The organism is Mesorhizobium sp. WSM4840 (genome assembly GCF_055811755.1).
This window is the reverse complement of the sequence record NZ_JBVVQD010000026.1, coordinates 51,509-71,621: the sequence shown is the minus strand read 5'-3', so window position 1 is coordinate 71,621 and position 20,113 is coordinate 51,509. Positions and strand designations below refer to the sequence as shown.

Annotated in this window: 18 protein-coding genes; 4 read left to right on the top strand and 14 right to left on the bottom strand. The window is 61.1% G+C overall.

The features are described from left to right. Positions 1–80: 80 nt before the first annotated feature. The 3 genes from AC0L3I_RS27675 to AC0L3I_RS27665 all read left to right on the top strand — a co-directional run bounded on the left by AC0L3I_RS27675 (position 81) and on the right by AC0L3I_RS27665 (position 2,070). Positions 81–761, top strand: coding sequence for a nucleotide-binding protein (locus AC0L3I_RS27675; RefSeq protein ID WP_473528986.1), 681 nt, complete (start codon positions 81–83; stop codon positions 759–761). Then, positions 758–1,162, top strand: coding sequence for a hypothetical protein (locus AC0L3I_RS27670; RefSeq protein ID WP_473528985.1), 405 nt, complete (start codon positions 758–760; stop codon positions 1,160–1,162). Before AC0L3I_RS27675 ends, AC0L3I_RS27670 begins: the two co-directional genes overlap by 4 nt. A gap of 500 nt (positions 1,163–1,662) precedes the next feature. Further along, on the top strand, positions 1,663–2,070 hold the full coding sequence (locus AC0L3I_RS27665; protein ID WP_473528984.1) for a MobC domain-containing protein: 408 nt from the start codon (positions 1,663–1,665) through the stop codon (positions 2,068–2,070). 317 nt (positions 2,071–2,387) lie between these two features. On the opposite strand, the gene AC0L3I_RS27660 is transcribed toward AC0L3I_RS27665, so the two are convergent. Continuing rightward, positions 2,388–2,942, bottom strand: a complete 555-nt coding sequence (locus AC0L3I_RS27660; protein WP_473528983.1) for a hypothetical protein — start codon at positions 2,940–2,942, stop codon at positions 2,388–2,390. Between the two features lie 81 nt (positions 2,943–3,023). Here AC0L3I_RS27660 and AC0L3I_RS27655 point away from each other — a divergent pair, with 81 nt between their 5' ends. Further along, entirely contained in the window at positions 3,024–4,316 is a 1,293-nt protein-coding gene (locus tag AC0L3I_RS27655) for a relaxase/mobilization nuclease domain-containing protein (RefSeq protein ID WP_473528982.1), read from the top strand. 281 nt (positions 4,317–4,597) lie between these two features. Here the strand turns inward: AC0L3I_RS27655 and AC0L3I_RS27650 are convergent, their stop codons facing one another. From AC0L3I_RS27650 to AC0L3I_RS27590, 13 genes are all read right to left on the bottom strand, one after another. After that, entirely contained in the window at positions 4,598–6,610 is a 2,013-nt protein-coding gene (locus tag AC0L3I_RS27650; protein WP_473528981.1) for an AAA family ATPase, read from the bottom strand. 403 nt (positions 6,611–7,013) lie between these two features. Then, positions 7,014–9,176 carry a type IV secretory system conjugative DNA transfer family protein gene (locus AC0L3I_RS27645; protein ID WP_473528980.1) on the bottom strand — a complete coding sequence of 721 codons (2,163 nt, stop codon included), beginning with the start codon at positions 9,174–9,176 and terminating at the stop codon, positions 7,014–7,016. A 12-nt stretch (positions 9,177–9,188) separates the two neighbouring features. Continuing rightward, positions 9,189–10,214 (bottom strand): P-type DNA transfer ATPase VirB11, encoded by a 1,026-nt coding sequence (gene virB11 / locus AC0L3I_RS27640; RefSeq protein ID WP_473528979.1) that lies wholly within the window; start codon positions 10,212–10,214, stop codon positions 9,189–9,191. Continuing rightward, positions 10,211–11,683, bottom strand: coding sequence for a type IV secretion system protein VirB10 (gene virB10, locus AC0L3I_RS27635; protein ID WP_473528978.1), 1,473 nt, complete (start codon positions 11,681–11,683; stop codon positions 10,211–10,213). The genes virB11 and virB10 overlap by 4 nt, the downstream gene beginning before the upstream one ends. Continuing rightward, positions 11,680–12,483: a TrbG/VirB9 family P-type conjugative transfer protein gene (locus AC0L3I_RS27630; RefSeq protein WP_473528977.1), complete on the bottom strand. Its 804-nt coding sequence runs from the start codon at positions 12,481–12,483 to the stop codon at positions 11,680–11,682. Before AC0L3I_RS27630 ends, virB10 begins: the two co-directional genes overlap by 4 nt. Then, complete coding sequence (locus AC0L3I_RS27625; protein ID WP_473528976.1) at positions 12,480–13,190, bottom strand: VirB8 family type IV secretion system protein; 711 nt, start codon at positions 13,188–13,190, stop codon at positions 12,480–12,482. Before AC0L3I_RS27625 ends, AC0L3I_RS27630 begins: the two co-directional genes overlap by 4 nt. Before the next feature lie 81 nt (positions 13,191–13,271). Beyond that, on the bottom strand, positions 13,272–14,279 hold the full coding sequence (locus tag AC0L3I_RS27620) for a TrbL/VirB6 family protein (protein WP_473528975.1): 1,008 nt from the start codon (positions 14,277–14,279) through the stop codon (positions 13,272–13,274). Positions 14,280–14,491: 212 nt separating this feature from the next. After that, the gene (locus tag AC0L3I_RS27615; protein ID WP_473528974.1) at positions 14,492–15,226 is read right to left on the bottom strand and encodes a type IV secretion system protein; all 735 of its coding nucleotides are present in this window, start codon (positions 15,224–15,226) and stop codon (positions 14,492–14,494) included. An 11-nt stretch (positions 15,227–15,237) separates the two neighbouring features. Beyond that, a complete protein-coding gene (locus AC0L3I_RS27610; RefSeq protein WP_473528973.1) occupies positions 15,238–16,398 on the bottom strand; it encodes a transglycosylase SLT domain-containing protein in 1,161 nt (386 codons plus the stop codon). Next, positions 16,382–18,784, bottom strand: coding sequence for a VirB4 family type IV secretion/conjugal transfer ATPase (locus AC0L3I_RS27605; RefSeq protein ID WP_473528972.1), 2,403 nt, complete (start codon positions 18,782–18,784; stop codon positions 16,382–16,384). The genes AC0L3I_RS27610 and AC0L3I_RS27605 overlap by 17 nt, the downstream gene beginning before the upstream one ends. Beyond that, entirely contained in the window at positions 18,781–19,074 is a 294-nt protein-coding gene (locus tag AC0L3I_RS27600; RefSeq protein ID WP_095488713.1) for a VirB3 family type IV secretion system protein, read from the bottom strand. Before AC0L3I_RS27600 ends, AC0L3I_RS27605 begins: the two co-directional genes overlap by 4 nt. A 3-nt stretch (positions 19,075–19,077) precedes the next feature. Then, positions 19,078–19,392: a TrbC/VirB2 family type IV secretion system protein gene (locus tag AC0L3I_RS27595; protein ID WP_473528971.1), complete on the bottom strand. Its 315-nt coding sequence runs from the start codon at positions 19,390–19,392 to the stop codon at positions 19,078–19,080. A gap of 18 nt (positions 19,393–19,410) precedes the next feature. Continuing rightward, on the bottom strand, positions 19,411–20,088 hold the full coding sequence (locus AC0L3I_RS27590) for a lytic transglycosylase domain-containing protein (protein WP_473528970.1): 678 nt from the start codon (positions 20,086–20,088) through the stop codon (positions 19,411–19,413). Positions 20,089–20,113 lie beyond the last annotated feature (25 nt).

Genomic DNA, 20,113 nt, shown 5'->3' with positions numbered 1-20,113 from the left:
CACTACACTTTGGGTTCAGTTATGACAATTGCCGGGCAGGCGGTTGGTATAAAAGCGGTTCATCGAAGGTCCCCCGAGCTATGATCATATCTGCCGCTATCGCCAAAGGTGGCACTGGCAAATCGACCCTGCTGCGCGCGCTGGCATCCGTCGCCATTAAGCGCGGCTACGCGGTGACACTCATCGACGGCGACGTTCGCCAGAACATGAGCCGGTGGGCTCAGATGCTCAAGGAGGCCGGCAATCGTCCCGAGACACTCCAGCTGGTCAGCGCCACGACGCCGCGCGAGATGCTGAAGGCGGCAGAACTGCACAATGGCGAGCGCAGCGTGGTGCTGATCGACACCGAAGGCACCACGAACGACAATCTCATGGCCGGGCTATTTGCTTCCGATATCGTCGTGGTGCCGATCTTCTTCGCGCTCGATGACGTGACCGCCGCAATCCAGATCACCGACCACTACATCCCGCTCGCGGTCGAAACACGCGGCCGGCCGCTGCCAGCCGTGTTTGTCCTGACAAAACAGACCATCATCGATGCGAAGGCGAGAGCCTTGAGCGAACTGCGCGCAATCATTCAGGCGAACGGCACGCCGATCGCCCAACATGCGCTGCAAAACCGTGTCGCCTATCGGGACCTGCAAAGCGGCCAGACACTCTACAGCCCAGATCAGCCCGACGCGAAGGCGATTGCCGAAAGTGAAGGGGTCTTCGACGATGTCCTGAAGACCTTCACCGAAGCAATGAGGCAGGCCGCATGACCGACAAGAGCCTCCCGGAGTCACAGGACGAAAAGAAGGCTCGCATGATGAGAGCGATCTCCACTGAGCCGCCGGCGCTTCCGAGCATGTTCATCGCTCCCAAGTCCGATCCCGCCCATCAGCCGCTTGCCGCCGCGGCGGCATCGGAGGCCGAAGCTGCGCCAGCGTCACCTCGGCCGGACTTCCGCAAAATGCTGCGACAGGGCCAGAAGAAGGATCCGGTTGCCGGCAAGAAGATTCGCGACGAGGAAATGGTACGCTGCGGCTATTACCTTACGGCCGGGGAGCAGCGCCAATTCAAGCTGCTCGCGATCAGCAACGGCCACAGCATGACCGAGTTGCTGCGCCAGGCGGTGCAGGACTACATCAGGATCCATAAGCACAAGCTGCCGAACGATTAGGTCAGCCCGCTCCGCGGCATCCGCCGCGGTGAGGGTTGCAGAGAACGCTGGAGGCCCATCGGTAACGCCGCGCCATCGATGCTTGGCCCGGCGCAAGTCGGCCGTGATCTGTTGGCCCCGGTCGCATGCCTCGGTTTATCCGCCTTACCTAACCCACGGGGGTCGCGCGATCCCGATCGCACGAGCTCATGTTCCCTGCTCCTTGCGATCTGTCTCCATGTTAGCATGATGATTCCGCAGCAAGGTAACATGCTGAAAAAGAAACATGTTGCTAAGTCGGCTTGTCGATAAGTTGACGATGCAAGATGTTTCCGAGGTAGCATGTTTCCTTGCTAACATGTGCAGATGATTTGGAAATGAAAGCTGGGTGATTTAGAGTACAACCGCAAAGATATTTTGGTTATGTTGTTTTTTGTCTTTGGCAGGATAGCCTTTTTTGTGTTACACACGAAAAAGGCGGCGCGGCCCAAGGGCCTTAGCGCCCGCAAGCGGGCTTGAAGATGAGACCCCACAGTGGCCAAACAGAAACCCAGAACGCATCCCGGCGCTATGGCGAAGTCCTGCATGTGCGCTTCTCAAGCGTCGAACTGGAGCGGCTGCGCACCATGGCTGACGGGGAGTCGGTGACGGTCAGCGAAGTCGTTCGCCGCCTTGTCCGCACCGAGGCGGGGTTTCTGCCGGCGGCGACGGGGGAGCTGCGACCCGCCATTGAGGAGGCCACCGACCAGCTTCGCCGCGTCGGTGTGAATTTCAACCAGGCGGTCCGCGCGATGAACGAGGGCCGGGTGCCGTATGATGAAGACCTCGAGCGCGCCTTGATCGCCGTTGGCGAGCTCGTGCGCCGGTTCCGCGAAGAATTGAAGGCGATGATTGCGAGGTCGCGCAAGCGAAGCGAGGTCAAGGCATGAGCGGTCGTCTCGCCGGATATGCTGCCGAGATCGAACGCTATCTGCGGATGCCGGGCGCTGGCGATCTCGAGGAGCTTGAGGAGGATAAGCCTTTGCAAGCGGCTGGCCGGGAGACGGCCGATCGTCAAGCGATGAACATCCGTGCGAGTGGCGTCGCCCCGGGCCGCTGGCCTTCACCCCAAGCTGGTGGGCAATGGTCGAGCGCAAGCCACCTGGGAGCGGGCCGCCACGTCGCAAAGGCACCGGTTTCATCCGCAGGCCGAGGCCGGCCGCTCAGCGCGCTACCGCTGTCTGTGGGCACCAGCGGGAGTCTGCGTTCATCCAGCGACGCAAATGGGGCGATAGCGATTTTCGGCCTCGCACTCGGCGCCTTCGTCAAGGAAGAGGAAGAAGAATGGCGGCGCCGTGGCGGGGGCGGCGGAAGGTCGGGCGCGCGCGGGTCCGCTCGACACTTCGCGCGGTCGACACGAGAGGCGAGGGCCGTTGCGGCGCGAGCGGCCTATGCCGCCGGCGCGCAGCCGGCGGTGTTCAAGGTCTTGTCCAGCGCGGCCAATGGCAAGCAGGCCGGCGCCTTGCTTGCGTATATCGGCACACGCGTCAATGAACAGGGCGAGAAGCGCGACATCGAGATCTTCACCGATAGCGAACAGGGGCTTGCCAATACCCAGGACCGTAGCGGCTTCCTGCACCAATTCACCCAGACATTCGAGCCGCAGCTCGAGAATACGAATTTCATCGAGGTGCGGTTCGAGCTCGCCGGCGACGTCACGGACGAAGCGCTTTCGGGAGCCTTGCACACGGCCTTCGGATCGAAGCCGTTCGTCTATGCTCGCAACGGCAACAGCGTCGACGTTTATGGCCACACCGACCAACGCGCCGGACCGCTTGCCAAGATTCTAGCGGCCGGGCGTGCAAATTCACGCAGCAAAGCGCTCGACAAGATCGAAGCCGGCTTGGGCGAAGCCATGGGGAAGGCCGGCATCCGTGCCACAGCAGAAGTGACGGCGGCCGTCGGCAACGAGCGTAAGGCGCAATATTTTCTGCAAAAGTTTATCCGGGCGCACGAGCAGGTTCGCCAGGCGAATGGTCAGGCGGTTTCCAGCAAACAGCCGACGAAGGCGGCCGCAGCGATTTTTGAGGAATGGCGGCCACAACTTTCCGGCCGGGAGCGGCGCAATGCCTATCACCTGCTTTTCTCGGCCCGGGCTGGTACGGACGCGCAAGCGGTCTTGGCGGCCGCGCGGGCCGTGCTCGAGGAGCGGGCGCCCGGGCACAAATTCGTGCTCGCACACCATGCCGAGACGAAGCACGTCCATATCCACGCCATGGTGCAGGCGTGGTCGGCCGACGGCGAGCGGCTGACATTCTACAAGGCGGATCTCCATGCCTGGCGCGAAGCGTACGCGGAGAAGGCGCGCGAGCACGGCATCGCGATGGTCGCGACCCGCCGGTACGATCACGCAATGAGCCGACCGTATACGAAGGAACATGCGGGCGCCTACAAGCGCGCAAAGGACGACCCGCGCTACCAGGTCAGTGAAAAGACGGTCGCGCGCGTGGAGGACAAACGACAGCGTCGAATGGATAGCGGATTGCTCGTCGCCAATGGCGGAGCGATCGCCGGCGTGTGGCAGCAGACGGCCGCTGTTATGCGGTCGGCTGGCGTGACCGGCCAAGCTCTGACTGCGGCCGAGGCGATCGGCCACACTGTCCTCCAGGTTCATGCGCGTAGGGGAGGCGAGAAGCCGGCCGCTGGCGTCTCCAAAGATGGCGGGGGACCGGGGCGGACCCCGTCGTTCTTGTCCCATCCCGGCATGAAAGAATTGACCAGGCTGATAGGAGCTACCGAAATGGCGCAGACACCTTTGGAAATGCGGCAGAAGATGGCACGTGTGAACCAGGCGTTGGATCAAATGCGGGACACGCTCCCCAACGCTGAGCAACCCCGTTTCGAGCAATACCGCGATGGCGTGAACGACAAGATGCACGATCGATTGGCCCGGCTCCAGTTCGAGCAGCAAAAGGGTGCAGGCGGAGGCGGCGAGGCCGCGCCCGAAAGAGAGGCGCGCGGCCGCGATTTGCCGGCCCGAGACGACACGCGTCAACCCGAGGCTTCGGCGCAACATGCCGAGAAGGCACGGCAACGCGTTCAGCAGCAAAAAGACTCAGCCAAGCAAAAGGGCCGGCAAGCCGAGGAACAGGACCGCAAGACACAGCGCAGCCAAGACGACGAATACGAGCGCTGAAGCACATGTATCCCGAAGCGGGTTTGAGGAGAATCCATGTGACTGCTTGTAGCGACCTCACCTTTCGCGTCCTGCCGACAAGGGAGAGCGGCCTAAGCAGCGTTATTGGCACCAAGGTAATCAATGAACGTCGCTACCGCCCGCTCTGCCGCGGCGACCAGTTCGAGCTCCTTCGTGCTGAAGGTCATCGGAACAGGTTTCGTTTTCGCTTGGCCCTTCTGTTTTTCCCGAACGGCAAGATCATGAGTTTGAGTGCCCCTGACGCGGCAGCACCTGCCCCTCTATTTCAAAGCCGCATTGATGGCGCCGATAAGCTTCGCCCACGCGTCGCGCTCGGTTTGGCTAAGATCTTGGGCAGTATGGTCCCGGGTCCAGCGCACGTAAGCCTTTGCGAGCTTGTATTTGGAGAAATTGGCCCCGCCCTTTGCTGACAGAAGGTCGACCAAGGGCTTTTCCGGCGTGGCTGTTGCTTCGGCGGTAACGTCGATGCCAAGTTCTTTTGCCGCAAGGGGTATAAGCACGTCGCGCAGCAAATCTTCAATCTCGGCCTTCGGTCTGGGGGGAACGGTGAAGTCCATCGTCCGGAGAATGCGCTTGGCGCCAAGGCGATGCACCAGCACCTCCTGCTTCGCGGCCTGGTCGCCTGCGTTGTCGCTGTCAAGCAATGCCGCGACCTTCAAATTGTGGGCGATTAGAATCGTCGCGAAATAGACCACTTTGCTCGCGGTATTGGCCGAGATCAGGGCGATCTTGTCGTTAAGATCTGCGACGCCGCCGAGCCGCAACATTTCCGACGTGGCCTCAAGGTACCAGAAGTCGGTCAGGCCTTCGAGGATCAGGTTACGCTGTTGCGCAAACAGGCTCTGCGCGAGGTCGTAGCCCAATGCCTCCTGCAGTGGCAACAGAGCGGCGGGATCGGCAGCGGTGATGGTTGTATGCACCTTGGTGCCGTCCTTGCGGTCAGCCATCTCGACGACCCGGACGAGGTCGAGTTCATTTGGACCGACCAGAAAAGGCGAGTGCGTCGTGTAGACCGTCTGGTTGGACTCCGAGAGCATGGAGATCGTGTTCCGGAAATCACGCTGCTTCAGCGCGTGCAGGCTCATTCCCGGCTCATCAAGCAGCAGGATTGCGTTTGCATGTTTGTCCTCCGTCTCGGAGAAGAACACCACGAAAAACGAGACCAGCCACTGGAAACCCTCTGATCGCTGATCCAGTTCGATCTCTACGCCCAGGCCATCCTCGACCACGACCTTGAGATATTGGCCGTCAGCGGTGATCCTGAGCCGACTGGCTTCGGCGCGTTCTGGGTTCGGGTTCCAGACTTTTACGATCTGGTCCGTGAGCCGAACACTCGCGGCGTTCAGCTGGTAAGAGCGGTTGTCGAGCTGATCTCTGTATTTCTTTTGGGCGTCCGCGTCCTTGGCACTGGGCTCGGCCGCCTTACCGAGGTCCGACAGCTCTCGCGCCGTGAAGCCGAGGAGCTTAAGGAGGCACTGATTTCCGTAGTCATACTGGCCATCGTCGAGCAGGTTTTGTTCGATGCGGGTCGCGAGGTGATCAAGATGAATGAGCGGCCGGACGCGGAAATAGTTGCTGAACAGGACGAATACCGGCAGGGCCTTTCGTAGCACGCCCAGCGCAGCACTCCATCGGAGTGAGTATCTGCAGCGAGCAAGGAGCCTGTCGTATCGCTCCTCTTCCTTGGTATCCGCTTCATCGACAAGCGGGTAGAATTTTTCTAGCCAAGCAATCAAGCTCGTCGCGAGATCGTCGAAAATCCAGAAATTCTCGCTCTTATAGTTCGCTAGGACAACCTCAAGCTCTTTACTAGGCAGTGGTTCCCCTTCTTTTTGTCGACCATCAACGTGGGCGGCAAGACGGGCGAGATCCTTTTTCAATTCGTCGGTAGTGGCTCTGGCCTGGATGCCTTCAAGGTCATGCCACCACGAGTTGTCGAGGCGGCGTGTGAACACGTAGGTGGCGGGCTGAAACTCCGGTTCGAGCGCTTGCTTGTCCGCAGCCTCTAGTTCGAAATGAGCTACCGCAACGTTGATTTTTGAAGGCTCCGCGCGCTTGGCCGTGATGTCATTGTAATCGCCACGAGGATAGTCGCGAAGAGCATCGAAACCACCAATCCCCGACGGTGCGTTTATCTGTTGGAGGGCCTTAAGTAGCGCCGACTTGCCGGCTTCATTGGGGCCGACGAGAATGGTTTTATTCGGCTCAAAATCAATCCACCCGGAATCCTTGACGCTCCGATAGTTAGTAACCCTCGCTTTTTTTAGTCTCATCTGCATCTTCCCCCACGCATCGACAAGCCTACTGTATACGATGCTCTTTTTTCAAAGAGAATGGCTGCAGACTCGACGCCGGTGAATAGCAATTTTGAGGGCCGGGCCCTCCGCCGTAGAGCCGTTCTCCAAACTGCCCCTTTGGCAATTGAAGACGATCGGTGCCGGTTACGCTGGGGTCACAAAACGCAAGACGAACGCGAGCGGACTACGCTGTCGCCCCGTTTGAACAACCGAGATCACCAACGCATGGAATCAGCTTCTGGGGTTTCGCCATCACTGCCGAGGGGCTTCTACGGGATGATGTCTGGATAACGAAATCGATCAGTCGAGCATGACTTCTTCCTGGGCCGCAGCGTCGAAAGCGACCGGGGCCGTTGCGCCCAGGGATCGACAACGCCAATTACTCGTCCACAATGTCCGGCAATGCTTCTGCGACGACGCTTAAATTGCGGTCGAATGTCTCGGCGTCGGCCGACTGCGGACGGAAAGATTTAGCCTCGGCGAGAATGGCCGCAATCACAGCCTCCTTTTGCGGCGAGATCCTGGTCGACGCCGCCCGGGCGGCCAAAGCCGAAAAGTCGACAGCCTGTGGCGCAACGGGCGCCGCCGTTGCCGACGGGATATGGGTCGCCTCAAGCTCATTCTTTTGCGGGGCGGGCAAGCGACGGCGAGCGATTGGCGGCTCAGTACGTCCGACTTTTGCAGCGAAGGTCGCACCGCGCTGCAGCCGCGAGTGGATGATGCCGGAGCGGTAGCGTGGCCCGACCGGCACGATCGACTGGACGGACGGGGAGGGGAGGGCGGGGGCAGCGACAGGTTTGGCGTGCTTTGCGTTCGCCCTTTCCGGGAGCGCCATGAAAGCCCTCTTGGAGAGCTCCCGATCAGCGAAATAGAAATTGCGGGTTGCAAGGATTGCATTCTCGCCGCGCGGCAAAATGACGACCTTGCTCTTGTCCATGGTACGGATCTCGTCCGGACGCATCAGCGGCCGACGCACTTGCTTGCTGTGAACAGAGCGCGTGTAATAGGTGTCGAAAAGGCTGGCCTGCGTCCTGGTCACGTCCTTCTGGGGTTCGGACGTTTCGCCTATCTGCTCGGAGACGTAGCGTAGATCGTCGGTCTCCTGGGCGCCGAAGAAGATTTGGACTCGGGCAGCGTTGATCAGCGTTTCGCGGCTTTCCTTCCGGTAGATCTCGTCGACGGATTTCAGCGACTGCACGAAAAACCACATCGGCACGCCGTGGCCGCCAAGGACGGTGGCCATGTCCGTTACCTTCTCAAGCTTGCCGAGGTTCTGAAATTCATCGAGCAGGACAAGCACCTGGTGCTCGCCGGAGCGTGGCATGGATTCGGACATGAAGTTCATCATCTGGGTGATGAGCACATTGAAAAGCGGGCCGAGCGAAGCCATCTGCTCGCGCCGGAAATCGAGATAGAGCGAGACCCGCTCGCTCTTGAGATTGCGGATGTCGAAGGAGCTCCGGGAGGTCGCCCGCATAAGCCGCTCGTTCAGGAAAGGCGCCATGCCGGTGCGAACGCCGGCATAGAGACCGGAAAACTGCTTCTCCGCCATATCCGCATAGGGCAGAAGCGTCTGCAGCGTAAAATCGGACACTTCATGCCGGCGGTTGTCGCGCAGGCTCGCGAGGAACTCCAGGATCGGCTCGTCGGCGCCGTTCATGATCTTGAGGATGGTGGCGAAGCTGCGGTTTTCGTCGGCGATCCGCGGGGACTCCATGACGTAAGAGGCAATGCCGGTGAAAAGGAGGCGCGCATCGTTGACCCAATAGGGATCGGCGTTGGCAGGCGGCCGCGGAAAGAGCGCGGCCGCCATGTTGCGCAGGTCGATGTCCCGCTGAGCCGAATCGAGCGAAATGAAATCCATCGGATTATAGAAGGCGGTGTTGCCGTCGCGGTCGGCCGGCGCGAAGCGGACGACCTGGCTGAAGGTGGCCCGATAACCGGCTGTGGCCTCATAGGTCTCGCCGCGCAGATCGAGCACGACCAGCGAATGGGGCCACATCAGCGCGTTCGGGATGATCAGCGCCGCGCCTTTGCCCGACCTTGGCGGTCCGATGACGAAGCCGCCAACGTCATCGCCGTCGATCCACAGTTTCTTGCCGCCACGAACTCTTTGGCGCGTCAGACGCAATTTGCCCGTGCGCCGATCGCGGTGCGGGGCAAAGACGTTGACCAGTCTGCCGCCGGCGCGTCCGATGAAGATGCCCCTCGGCTTCAGCAGGCCAGCCCGGCGAACGTCCGCCATCGACATGAATTTTGCGTCGTTGCGCTTGGGTGGCCGCATCAAGAATGCGATGACGAGCGGCAGGACGAAGCCGAATAGGGCCGCGGCACCGGCGTATTGAAGTTTCGCGAAGCGCCCAGCTCTCAGGTCCGTCCAGGCGTAGCCGAAGACTGGCCGCGGGTCCGCGTTGAGGCTGTCGAAGAGAAAATGCGATCCGGTCCTGTACCAGTCGCTCGCCGCGTATGCCACCACAAACAGCAACGCGCCCAGCGCCACAGCCATCGAGGCCAGAAAAATCCTGCCGGCGACCTTTTCCATAATGCGACCTCGTCAGATCGTCTCAGCCTTCGTGAACTTGATTTCGCTGATCGATCGGCGCCCGCCGTCGCCGCGCACCATCTGCACGACGACCGGGATCACCTCGCGCAGGTAGTCAAGAATCTCGCTGCGAGAGAGCCCGACATTGCTTTGCATGACCATGTGGGCCAGGCGCTCATAGGCCGAGCGGGCCGAATTGGCGTGAACGGTTGTCAGCGAACCAGGATGGCCGGTGTTGATGGCTTGGAGGAAGGAAAATGTCTCGGCACCGCGCAGCTCGCCGAGCAGCAGCCGGTCGGGGCGCATGCGCAGCGACGCCTCGAGCAGCTGTTGCGGCGTAACCCTGGCAAGGCCCTGATCGCCTTTCGAGGCAAGCAGTGTCACGGTGTTGGCCGTCGCCGGCTTGAGCTCGCGCGTATCCTCGATGGTTATGATGCGCTCATGGGAGGGGATGATCTTCAACAACGCATTGAGGAAGGTCGTCTTGCCGGTCGACGTGCCGCCGGAGACAATGAGCGAGATGCGATTGCGAACCGCGTATTGCAGAAATGCCAACGGCGCGGTGTCGTTGAGCATCTCGGCGAGCTGCTTTTCTTCGGCCGAGAGCGCCAGGCCGCTGCCCATCTCGGTCTGTTCGAAGGCGCCCATCTTGGCGTAGTCGCCAAGTGTCATGTCCATGATGACCTGCTTGCGGATGGAGATCGCGCCGCCATCGGAGGCCGCCGGCGGCAGCACGCATTGAAAGCGCTCGCCTGAGGGGAGCGCTGCCGACAGGACCGGTGTGACTTCGTTGACGACCTGGTTGGTGGCCGAAGCAACGCCGACCGAGACCGAGCGAATCCAGTTCCTGGTGAGCTCGCGTTTGACGACGTGCTCCATCTCCTTTGCACCCAGGCGCTCGATGAAAACTTCGCCGGGTCGGTTGACGGCGATTTCGGAAACCGATTCTTCCTCCATGTAGGGCCAGATCGGTTCCAGTTCGGCGCGCAGCACCGGTGCGCGCGCCCAGGGGTTCGGCACAGGCTCTCTGACATTCATCTGGCCGGAGTCCCGTAGCCTGGATAGTAAGGATCTGCCTCAGCCTTCGGCGTCATGAAGAGCGGCGTCGGATCGAGCGCTCTTGCCGGCTTGCCGCCGCGCTTCAGTCGAGCCAGCTCCTCTTCTACCGGATCCGCATAGAGCTCGGAAAAATCCAGATCCCGGCGCACGAAGACGACGATCGGCGTCCCCTGGTCGACATAAATTGTCGGCGGGATGTTTTGTGTGTCGCGGAACGCTTCTTGTGCCAGCTGCTGCAGCGCCGTCGATGATTTGTCGAAGGCGATGCTGCGGGCGTCGCGTTGCGAACCGGAGCCGCCATAGGTGGTCGTGACCGTCTGCCCCGTTACGGGGTCGACGGTCGTCACCTGCCGTTGCTGGCTGTCGCTGCCATTGTCGGCGAGGGAGGACAGGTACTCCGAAACGCCGCCAACGACGGAAAGCATGATCGCATTGCCGTAGCGTTCAAGCCAATGCGTATCGACGCGGCCGCCGAGACCGCCCCGTCCGAGACGGTCGGCGCCAGGTGAGGCGATGTCGACCGAGACGCCGTCGGAACGGATGACGCGGTTCCAGACGATGAACACACGCTTTTGCCCGCGCGCAATCCCCGAACGATATTCGCCGGTCAGCCGAGACCCCTTCGGGATCAGAATGCGGCGGCCGTCGAGCGAATAGACGTCTTCGCGCGCCACCGCGCGAACCATGCCGGGCAGATCGGTGTTGATGGCGGTTTCCAGAAATCCGCGGATCATCGTGCCTTCAGGGATCAAAGCATCGGTGCGACGGAAAACCCGCGCCTTCGCCGTCGCGTTCGAATGTGATTCCGATTGCGCGAGGAAAGCCTTGTTCGCATCATTGTCGGCGCCTGGCACCGGAACAAGCTGACCGTCGGCGGCGATTTGCGCCTGGGCCGGCTGATCGTGCCCGGCGGCCGAGTTTGGTTGCTCACTCGTAATCATCTGGTTCGAACGCAGGCGCTCCCACATTGCCTTTTGCCGCTCAGCCTCCTCCGCCTTCCTGCGGGCCTCCTCGTCGGCCGCTTGCTTGCGGCGGGCCTCTTCTTCTTCGGCTTTGCGGCGCGCCTGCTCGGCCGCCAATTGGGCTTCGATGGCGCGCCGCTGCGCGTCGAGATCGGCGCCCTGCTCAACCGTCTGATCGACATTGTCGGCCTGTTGCTTGCTGGCTTCGCCTGCCGCGGGCGGCGGCACAACGATCTGGTCGATTGTCTTGTCGGCCGCCTGTGGCGTCTCGGCCAGCGCCGGCGGGCGAAATTCAGGCGGGTTGAAATTGTCATTAGTGTCCGAGGCCGCATCGCGAGAGCGCGGCTCGCGGGGCCAGTTTATCCAGGTCAGCGCGATCACCACAATCAGCCCTGCCGCGACCATGGCGACTTTTGTGCCCACTCCGGCATAGCGTCGAGCAACGGTCGGGCCGCCATCAAGCTCGTTATAGTCGATGTTGCTCATCTATCGTCCGCTCGCGGTCGGGGAGGAGAAGGGCCGGGACTGACCAGCTTCCTCGGCCCGTAGACGACAGAGACAGGATCCGTCTTCGACGGCCGGGCTCGATTGTAGAGGCAGAGCGTTTTGCCGTCGGCCCTCAGCGTGAATTGCCGGCCGATCTTGTCAACGATCGTGTATTTTCCCTGGGTGCGCTGATTGACCAGCGATTCCTGACCTTTTTCGTCGACGACGAAGATGGCCGGGATGTCGCCGGTGAACTCCAGGAACATCTTGGTGCCGTCGTCGAAAGCAACGCGCGGCTTCAGGCTGTCATCGCCGACATAGACGTAATTGTAGTTGAGATCGGCATAGTTGAGGTTCTTGAGGTCGGGATCGGCAGCGCTTTGCTGGGCCTGGGCAAGCAAGCGCGCGTCTTGATCCTCATCCGCATATCTGAATCGGACCTGGAACGAGGCACGGTCGCGATCGCTGTCGGTGGCTTTGAGCAGCAGCGAATAGACGCGCCGGTCGGTAATGACGTTGACATTCGTCCAGGCATCCCGTTCGAGCGGCTTGATGAACAGAAAGCGCGAGCCGCGTTTGGGCACAATCGACCAGCCCTTCGTGTCGCCAGCTGAAACTGTTTCGATCACCTCGGACGGGCTGAGTTCGATCATGGTGGAGACGCCGAGCGCGGCATTGACCGTCGTCACATTGTCGTTGTCGAAAGGCACGTAGCGGATACGATAGTCGCGCGCGGCAGCGTAGCTGGTCGAGCCGAGCAAAATCAGCAGGGAGAGAGCGGCGCCAATGTGGGTCTTCATTGCGCGCTCCCGGCCGTCGGCGCGGACTCCTGATCGCGACGGTATTCGATCACCTGGAAGCCAAGCGGATTGTCGAAGCGCCATTCGTTTTTGATCGGCGTCGTCGTGTAACGGAACTTGACCACGGCCACCCAATTGTCGGTCGTGGAAGAGTTCTCGCGACGGGTCGTCGTCGAAAACCGCACCGAAGCGGTCGTGGTGTTGAGCAGTGAAACCGACTTGACGTCGACGGAAATGGTGACGTTGCGCCCGTAGACCTTGTCGAGGGATTGCGCGTTGGACGGCGTGTAAAGCCAGGTCAGATCCCTGGACGCCGTTCCCGTCGAATAAAGCTGCGCAAGATCGTAGTTCTGCTTGATCTCGCGCGCGTCATAGGTTTCGCGGGCGCGGATATAGCGGACGAGATTAGCGGCCGTGACCGCTTCGTTCTGCGACAGATCGCCGGGTTTCAGCGCGCGCGCAACTTCGAGATATCCGGTCGTCTTGTCGACCTCGATCACATAGGGCTCGAATTGCTTGAGCGGAAGGATGAGCACGAGCGTCAGCAATGAAAGGCCCGCAACGACACTCGCGACGCCACTGACAAGCCAGGCCAGCGTGCGCGAACGTCTCAGAGACCTGTGCGTGTCGTCCTCCCATGTCGCGCCGGCCTGATAGTAGCGCTCGTCAACGAGTCTGCCGGGCTCGGCGGGGATGCTTACCTCCATTTTTGACACTTTACTTTAGCCTCATTGTCAAAGCTCCCAAACCAGCCATAAGCCGCGCTTCTTAGGGCGGATGCTCGCGGTCTATGCCAGGGGTCTCGCGTTATCGCGCGCCGCCTGCTGAATGGATGATCGAGCGGCCTCGCTGCTGCGGGATGATCTCAGCCGCTGCCAACGGTTTGCGACAAACCGCGCGCCGGAATAGCGGGCGACATTGCCAGGCACATTGCCATAGGAGCGGTATGCGCCAACTGTGCTCAGATAGCCGCCGCCGTTCAGGATCGAGGCGATCGCCGGGATCTGCATGAGCACATAGATGCCGATGATCGTGACCAGGACGAGCGGCAGGACCATCGACATCTTGTTGTCGACGCTGGCGCCTCCCGAGGTGGCGGTGTTCAAGGCCAGATTGACCAGCGAAAAATAAAAGCCCAGGAAGCCGTAGATGAGGATTTGCTGGATGATCAGATAGGTGGTCAGCGAAAGGAAGCCCTCGCTCATTCGCGTTGACCACCGGTAGAGCCAAAGCACGATCCAGACCGGCGCGAGCGCCAAAGTGATGAACAGCATGATCTTGGCCGCGATGATTGCAGCGATCGCAAGCGCCGAGAAAATGATGGCGGCCAGAAGCACGATGGTGGAAAGCAGCGCGCCGAATATGTCGTAAAAAGTGCCGCTGTAGACCTGATTGGCAACATCCTGGGCACCGCGGTAGAGGTTGTCGATCAGGGCTGGGATCGCATCTTGATCCGAGAGCTGGTTGCCGGTCGCGCGCGACACGGCCCCGACGATGATCTTGCCGATTTCGCTCGGCACGGCTTGCACGAGCTTATAGATCGTCTCGGAGAACGTGCCCCAGCCATTCAGCAACAGATAGATGACCACCGCGCGACCGAGGCGGTATGCCGACTCGATCGGAGAGATCGTCTCGCGGCCGCTGAGGATCGAGTAGCCCCACCAGATGATGTAGACGGTGAGCATGAGCGCGTATACATCCCCCAGCGCATAGCCGAGCTGCATGTAGACGCTGGAGACAAAGCCCCGTCCGACGTCATCGATGCCTCCCAGAATGCTTGTCGCCAGCCCGTTCATCCAGCCTCGACAACACGATCGAAGGGCGCAGCGTTGACCGGCTTCAAGGGTCCGCAGCTTGGATCGCCCACATAAGCCAGCGGCGCGCACGGCGCTTTGAGCTCGCGACCTGGCCGGGCGCAGCCGCCTACCATGACACTCGCGACCGCGACGGCGACCACACCGGCCCGCCGCCACCAAGGCGGCATCTGTTTCGCTCGCGCGGTCAACGATCAGTTCCCGCTTGTGCCAAAATTCTGGAACGGATTGATTTGCGCCGGCGTCATCAGCTTTTGCACTTGGCTTTGCCGCAAAAGCCGCGTCTTCATTTCCTCGTTGAGCGCGGCGACGGCACCATTCTGGACGCCGATGAGCTCGTTGACCGCACGCGCGTTCTCGAGCTGCATGCGCGTGTTCTGATCGACCGAGCCTTTGACATCCTCGGACTGGCCGATCTGGCCACTGGCCGACTGCAACGACTGTTCGCGTTGGGCGACGCCTTGGGAGGCCTGCGAGGTGAGGGCGCTCAACAGCGACGCGACGTTGACGCTGCCGCCATAGGCTGTGTTGACGGCACTGCTGCCATTGCCGGTGATCTGCTGGAGCTGTTTGACCAGCTGCAGGCCGTTGATGACCGCTCCGGCGATCTTCTGGATCTCCGGAGACAGCCCGCCGAAGGAGAGGGCGCCGCCATTGAGGATCGAGCCGAAGCTCGGCGCTTGCGCAATCGACATATTGCCGCCCAAGCCCATTTGGCCGATGCCGAGAGAGCCGTTGCGACTTCCTGTCAGGGCTTGCAGGATCTGACTGCTCTTTTCGAGGATGTCCTTGTTGGAGCCCATGATCGAATTGGTATTGTCGGCGTTCTGGCGGGCAATGTCCAAGTTCGCATTGTCGATGACGGCGATTTGCGCATGAGCGGCGCTCGCCAGAAGTGCCGCCCCTGCTGCGATAGCGATTTTTCTCACTCTCAGACCTCCTATTCCTGGATTGCTTCGATCGCGCGCGCCGCGCCGCTCGGATCGGCGTTGATCTGCACGGACGGCGCGTCCTGAGAAACGCTCCCAGCGCTCCGGCTCGCGCAGGGTAGCCATTGGCTGCGATCGATCCGCAGGCGTTCAAGCTCGGCCGGGTCGCATGAAAAGGGATTCGGGCTCCCATCGGGCGGCGCAGCAATGATCCGCGCGGTCTGCGAGGCTCCGACGTTGTTCAACGACAGGAACTGTCCGAGCAGCGCGGTGAAGTCTGAGGCCTGGTTGATATATTGGCCGGTCACGCCGGCATTGAGACTTCGAGCGGACGAGTTGAGCTCCCAGGCGTCCTTGTATTCGCCAACCTGTCCGACGCCGCCGGCGAGCGCATCGATCCGCGAGGAATTGGCCGTCATCTGTGCGGAGCTGGTGTCAAGGTTGGCCGCGGCTTTGGAGACAGAATCGAGAGCGCCGCTTTGGGCGGCCCCGCCCGGTCCGCTCGATGTCACGATGCTGATCGCCGGCGGGGACGCCGCCGGCGCCTGTCCGCTGGAGACGTAACTGTCGAAGGTGCCGTGCCATCGGCCGACGCCCGAGGCCCACTCAGCCTGTTCGGCGGCATTCGAGCCGTTATAGAAGCTCGCCAGGCAGCTGTAGTTGCTGGCGCCACATTGTGCGACGCCTTTGCCGAGATATTTGACGCCACCCTCGATGTTTTGCTCGTTGATGTCGCGATCGAACCCGAGCTGCCTGCCCGTTCTCTTTGTCAGTTGCATCACGCCCTTGACGCCGGTGTGCGAGCCGGCGCAGCTGTCGAGGCGGGATTCCTGGTAGGCGACCGACAGCGCCAGGCCCTCCGGAACGCCATATTTTTGCGCATAGTAACGGATGAGCTTTGCGTTCTCGGCGTCGCGGCTCAGCGCCTCGCCAGGCGAGCGGCTGAACATTTGCGACCTGTACTTGTTCGTATAGGTGCAAACGAGGCTCTTTTTCTTCTCCTGCTCGGCGGATTTGGATTCTTGCGATTTTGTGCTGTGCTCTTCGTCTTGCGCGCGCTGATCCAGATTGGAATTATCGATAACGGCGATCTGGGCCAGCGCCGGGGCAACCGCCGTCTGTCCGGGCATGATCGCGGCCGCGGCGATCACGCTGCTAAGCCGCTTCTTCATGCTCGCTCTCCCATCCGCACAGGTATGGCAGCCACGCTTCCGGCTCTTGCCCGTAAATCTCGCGCAGCCGTTCGCATTCCTTGATGCTGGCTTCGTTGGTCGACAGCACCTTGATGAGGTCGGGCATGCCCGACAGGTCGAGCTTGGCCACGATGGAATCGCTGTCGTGCTTGACCAGGAACGTGCGCGTTTCCTTGGCGGTGCGGCGCACGAACTCGAACTCTTTCGCCGTCAGCGAGAAGCGCGCCATGTAGGAATCCTTGCTCGCCTTCGGATTGGGAAAAAAGATGTTGGTCTTCGTCTGCTCGATCAGCGAGGACGAGATCGAGGAGTTCACCACGTCCTCGGCCGTCTGCGTGCCGAACCCGACGACACCGTTGCGCCGGCGGATCGTTTTCAGCGTCTCGTTGATGAAGGCGGCAAACACCTCGTCATCGAGCAGCTTCCAGCCTTCATCGAGGAACATGAGAAGCGGCGTGCCGTCGATGATCTCTTCGAGCCGATGGAAGATGTAAAGCAGGGCGGCCGAGCGCAATTTTTTGTCGGCCAGGATTTTTGTCATGTCGAACCCGACCACCGGCTTCGAGAAATCGACGAGATCGACGGGGTTGTTGAAGAGCCAGCCCTTGTCGCCAGGATCGAGCCACGGGTCAATTCGCGCCGCAAGATCGTTCATCCCTGGCGCCAGCGAGCCGCGCAGCACCTCCGGCAGCAATTCGAACGTGCGCTGTTGGCGCGGGATCTTGTAGACCTTGTCGACGGCCGTGTTGATCACGCGCATTTCCGCCACGTCGAGCGAACCGTCGTCTGGGGTCAGGATGTAGCGCAGCAGCCCTTCCAGAAACGTGCGGTTTTCTGCGGTGTCGTCCAGCTGGAGCGGCGCAAAACCGGTGGCCTGCATCGGCTCCATGACTTCGTAGCGGCCGCCGAGCGCTCGGATGAAGAGCTCGGCGCCGCGCATGTAGTCGAAGTAGACGCATCGCGGCCGTGGAGAAATCCGCATTGCCTGCGCCATCAGGAATGACAGCACGACCGTCTTGCCGGAACCGGTCGGACCGAAAACTGTGAAATGGCCGACGTCGTGGACGTGAAAGTTGAAATAATAGGCGGTCTGGCTGGTCGTTTCGAGGAGCGCGATCGGCCGCTTCCAGTGCAGTCCCTCACGCTGGCCTGAGGGAAAATTGTGGCCCGAGAACAACCCGGCGAAGTTCAGCGACGAGATCAGGGCGCGGCGCGCAATGTAGCTGAAATTGCCGGGCAGCTGTGCCCAAAACGCAAGTTCGGTGTTGAGCGTTTCCCGCACCGGGACGATCGACATGCGCGACAGTTCGGCGGTGATGTCGGACAAGGAGCGGTTGAGCCCTGGTACGTCGGCAGCCAGCGCCATCACCGTCATGTGGTGCTGCCCGAAAATGACCTCGCCACCGGCAAGCTTGTCGGCGCCGGCGTGCACGGAATCCTCGACCGTGGTTCCGGCCTCATCCGAACCACTGACCTGGTTCGAGATGGTGTTGATGCGGCGCATGGCCGTCACGCGATCTTCAATCGCGAATGACTGCGTTAGGATGAATTCGTGCGGCAGCCGCAATAGACCATCCAGCGACCCGGGTGCGGTGAAGGGCGGGTATTCCTTGATCGACACCATGGCGCCAATCTTGCTTTCATGCGCCCCCCTGATCTCCAGAGCGGACTTGCCGAAGAAGATTTGCCGCGTCGCACACGCAGTTGCCAAGCTCATGCGCGGCAGCGGCATTTCGACGTCCGCGCCGCCGGCAAGGATCTTGGCGATGAATTCGGCAGGTTCGGAAAACACGCTGTCGCGTCGCGTCACCACGCCCAGGAGCCGCGCGCCATAAGCGGAAAAGTCCTTGGTGACGGCATTGAGGACATCGTGCAATTCGGCCATGGTCTCTTCACGTGTCTCTTCCCCGGCCGTGCTGATGCGCAACGCATTGAGCGCCTTGTCGACCCAGCCGACGCGCCCGACCATCGGGCGGCGGATGAGCGTCAGGAAAGCCTCGTTGACGAACAGGTTCTTCGAGCCCAACTCGTCCATGTAGCGGGCATCGAGCTCCGCCATGAAAGGGTTTTCGAAATCTCCTTCGATCTCTGGTGTCACATGACGTCGAATGATGGTCGCATAGGCGGCAAAACGGGACGTGGAGAGATTGCGGAAGGTCGTGTTGCGATTGAACATGCGGTTGTTGAGCTCTGCCTGATCCATTGTCTGGAAGGGCAGGCCGCTGAGCTGAATGACGCCGAGCAGAAAGCCGCTTTTGGTGACGACGAGGTTGTCGTCGACATGGCGCAAATAGGGGACATGGGCCTCGACAGGCCTTTCCCGTTTGCGCGCTTTTGCGAATTTCAGGTCGGCGTTCACGCTCACGGCGAATAGCTCCTCGCGCCCCAAAAGCCCGAGTTTGCGACCGCGTCCCGTTTCGACAGTCGGCGTTCGACTATGTGGAAGATGTACGGGTCGCGCTGGCACAGATAGGCGCTGATCAAATGGGTCGCGCTGAATAGACCGAGGCCGAGCGTGAAGCTGCTGGTCGCGATGAATCCGATGACGGCAGCCATGCCGTTAAGCGCGAACACCTCGTAGCGCACACCCCATTTCATCGGCGGGCGCGTCAGGGGCAGGCTGACCGGCTCGACATAGACCTCTTCGTCCTCCATCGTTCACGCGCCTCCAGCGGTGGAGCGGATGGAATCGACCAGAGCTGCAGCACCAAACACCAGAGCAATGCCGATGATGATCGAAAGCGCCATCATCCAGACAAGCCGGCCGGTCATGGCCAGGAAGCCGAGAAAGCAAACCGCTATGATCCCGAAAGATCGAGCAATGCTGCCCTGCAGGACACCGACGAACCATTCCAGTACGCCCTCGACCGGGGCGGCTGACTGCGCGTATGCGCTCGCCGGCGCGAGCGCCGTTCCGATCGCCGCAGCGGCCATAAACTGGACGGCGAATTTGCCCGCCTTTTTATATTCCATCGTCATCTCACTCCTTTGTCAGTTGCCAAAATCCATGACGTGTCCGTCTTGCCAGGCGACGCCATCGACCGCGTCGGTCGCGGCTGCAGGACGATGATCAACAGGGTTGGGAATGGGAGCCTTGATCAGCTTGCCGAGCTTCCAGCGATTGAGCACCTTGACCACGTATTTCGTGGTCTCGTCGTTCACGGGGATGCCGTTGGCTTTGTAAACGCTCTGCTCGCCTGCATTGTAGGCAGCCAACATCAACAGCGGATCATGGAACTCCTCATAAAGCGCTTTCAGATAGCGGACGCCGGCACGGATATTGGCTCCCGCGTCGCATCTGTCGGCCACACCAAGACGCGAGGCTGTCGCCGGCATGAGCTGCATGATGCCGAGAGCGCCCGCGCGAGACGGACCTTGATTGCCGCCCATGTCGCTTTCTGCCCAGGCCACCGCCTCGCTCAGATCTGGATCGAAGCCCTCTTCTTCGGCGACCTGGCGCACCAAGGCCGCGGCCCGCCTGCGATCCGTCGGCGCACACCCGCCGCCAATCGTCGATCCGTGATCAGCATCGGAAAAGGTCGAAACCGCCGGGCGGGCCGGCAGAGCAAACGCCGCCGCGATGCGCGTCGAGGTCGTGTTATCCGCATGTGCGCCGAATGGCGCCATGACGCCACACAGAGAAAGCGCAAGCGCGATCCGGTTTTTCATTGCGCTACCAAGTTTGACACTTTAC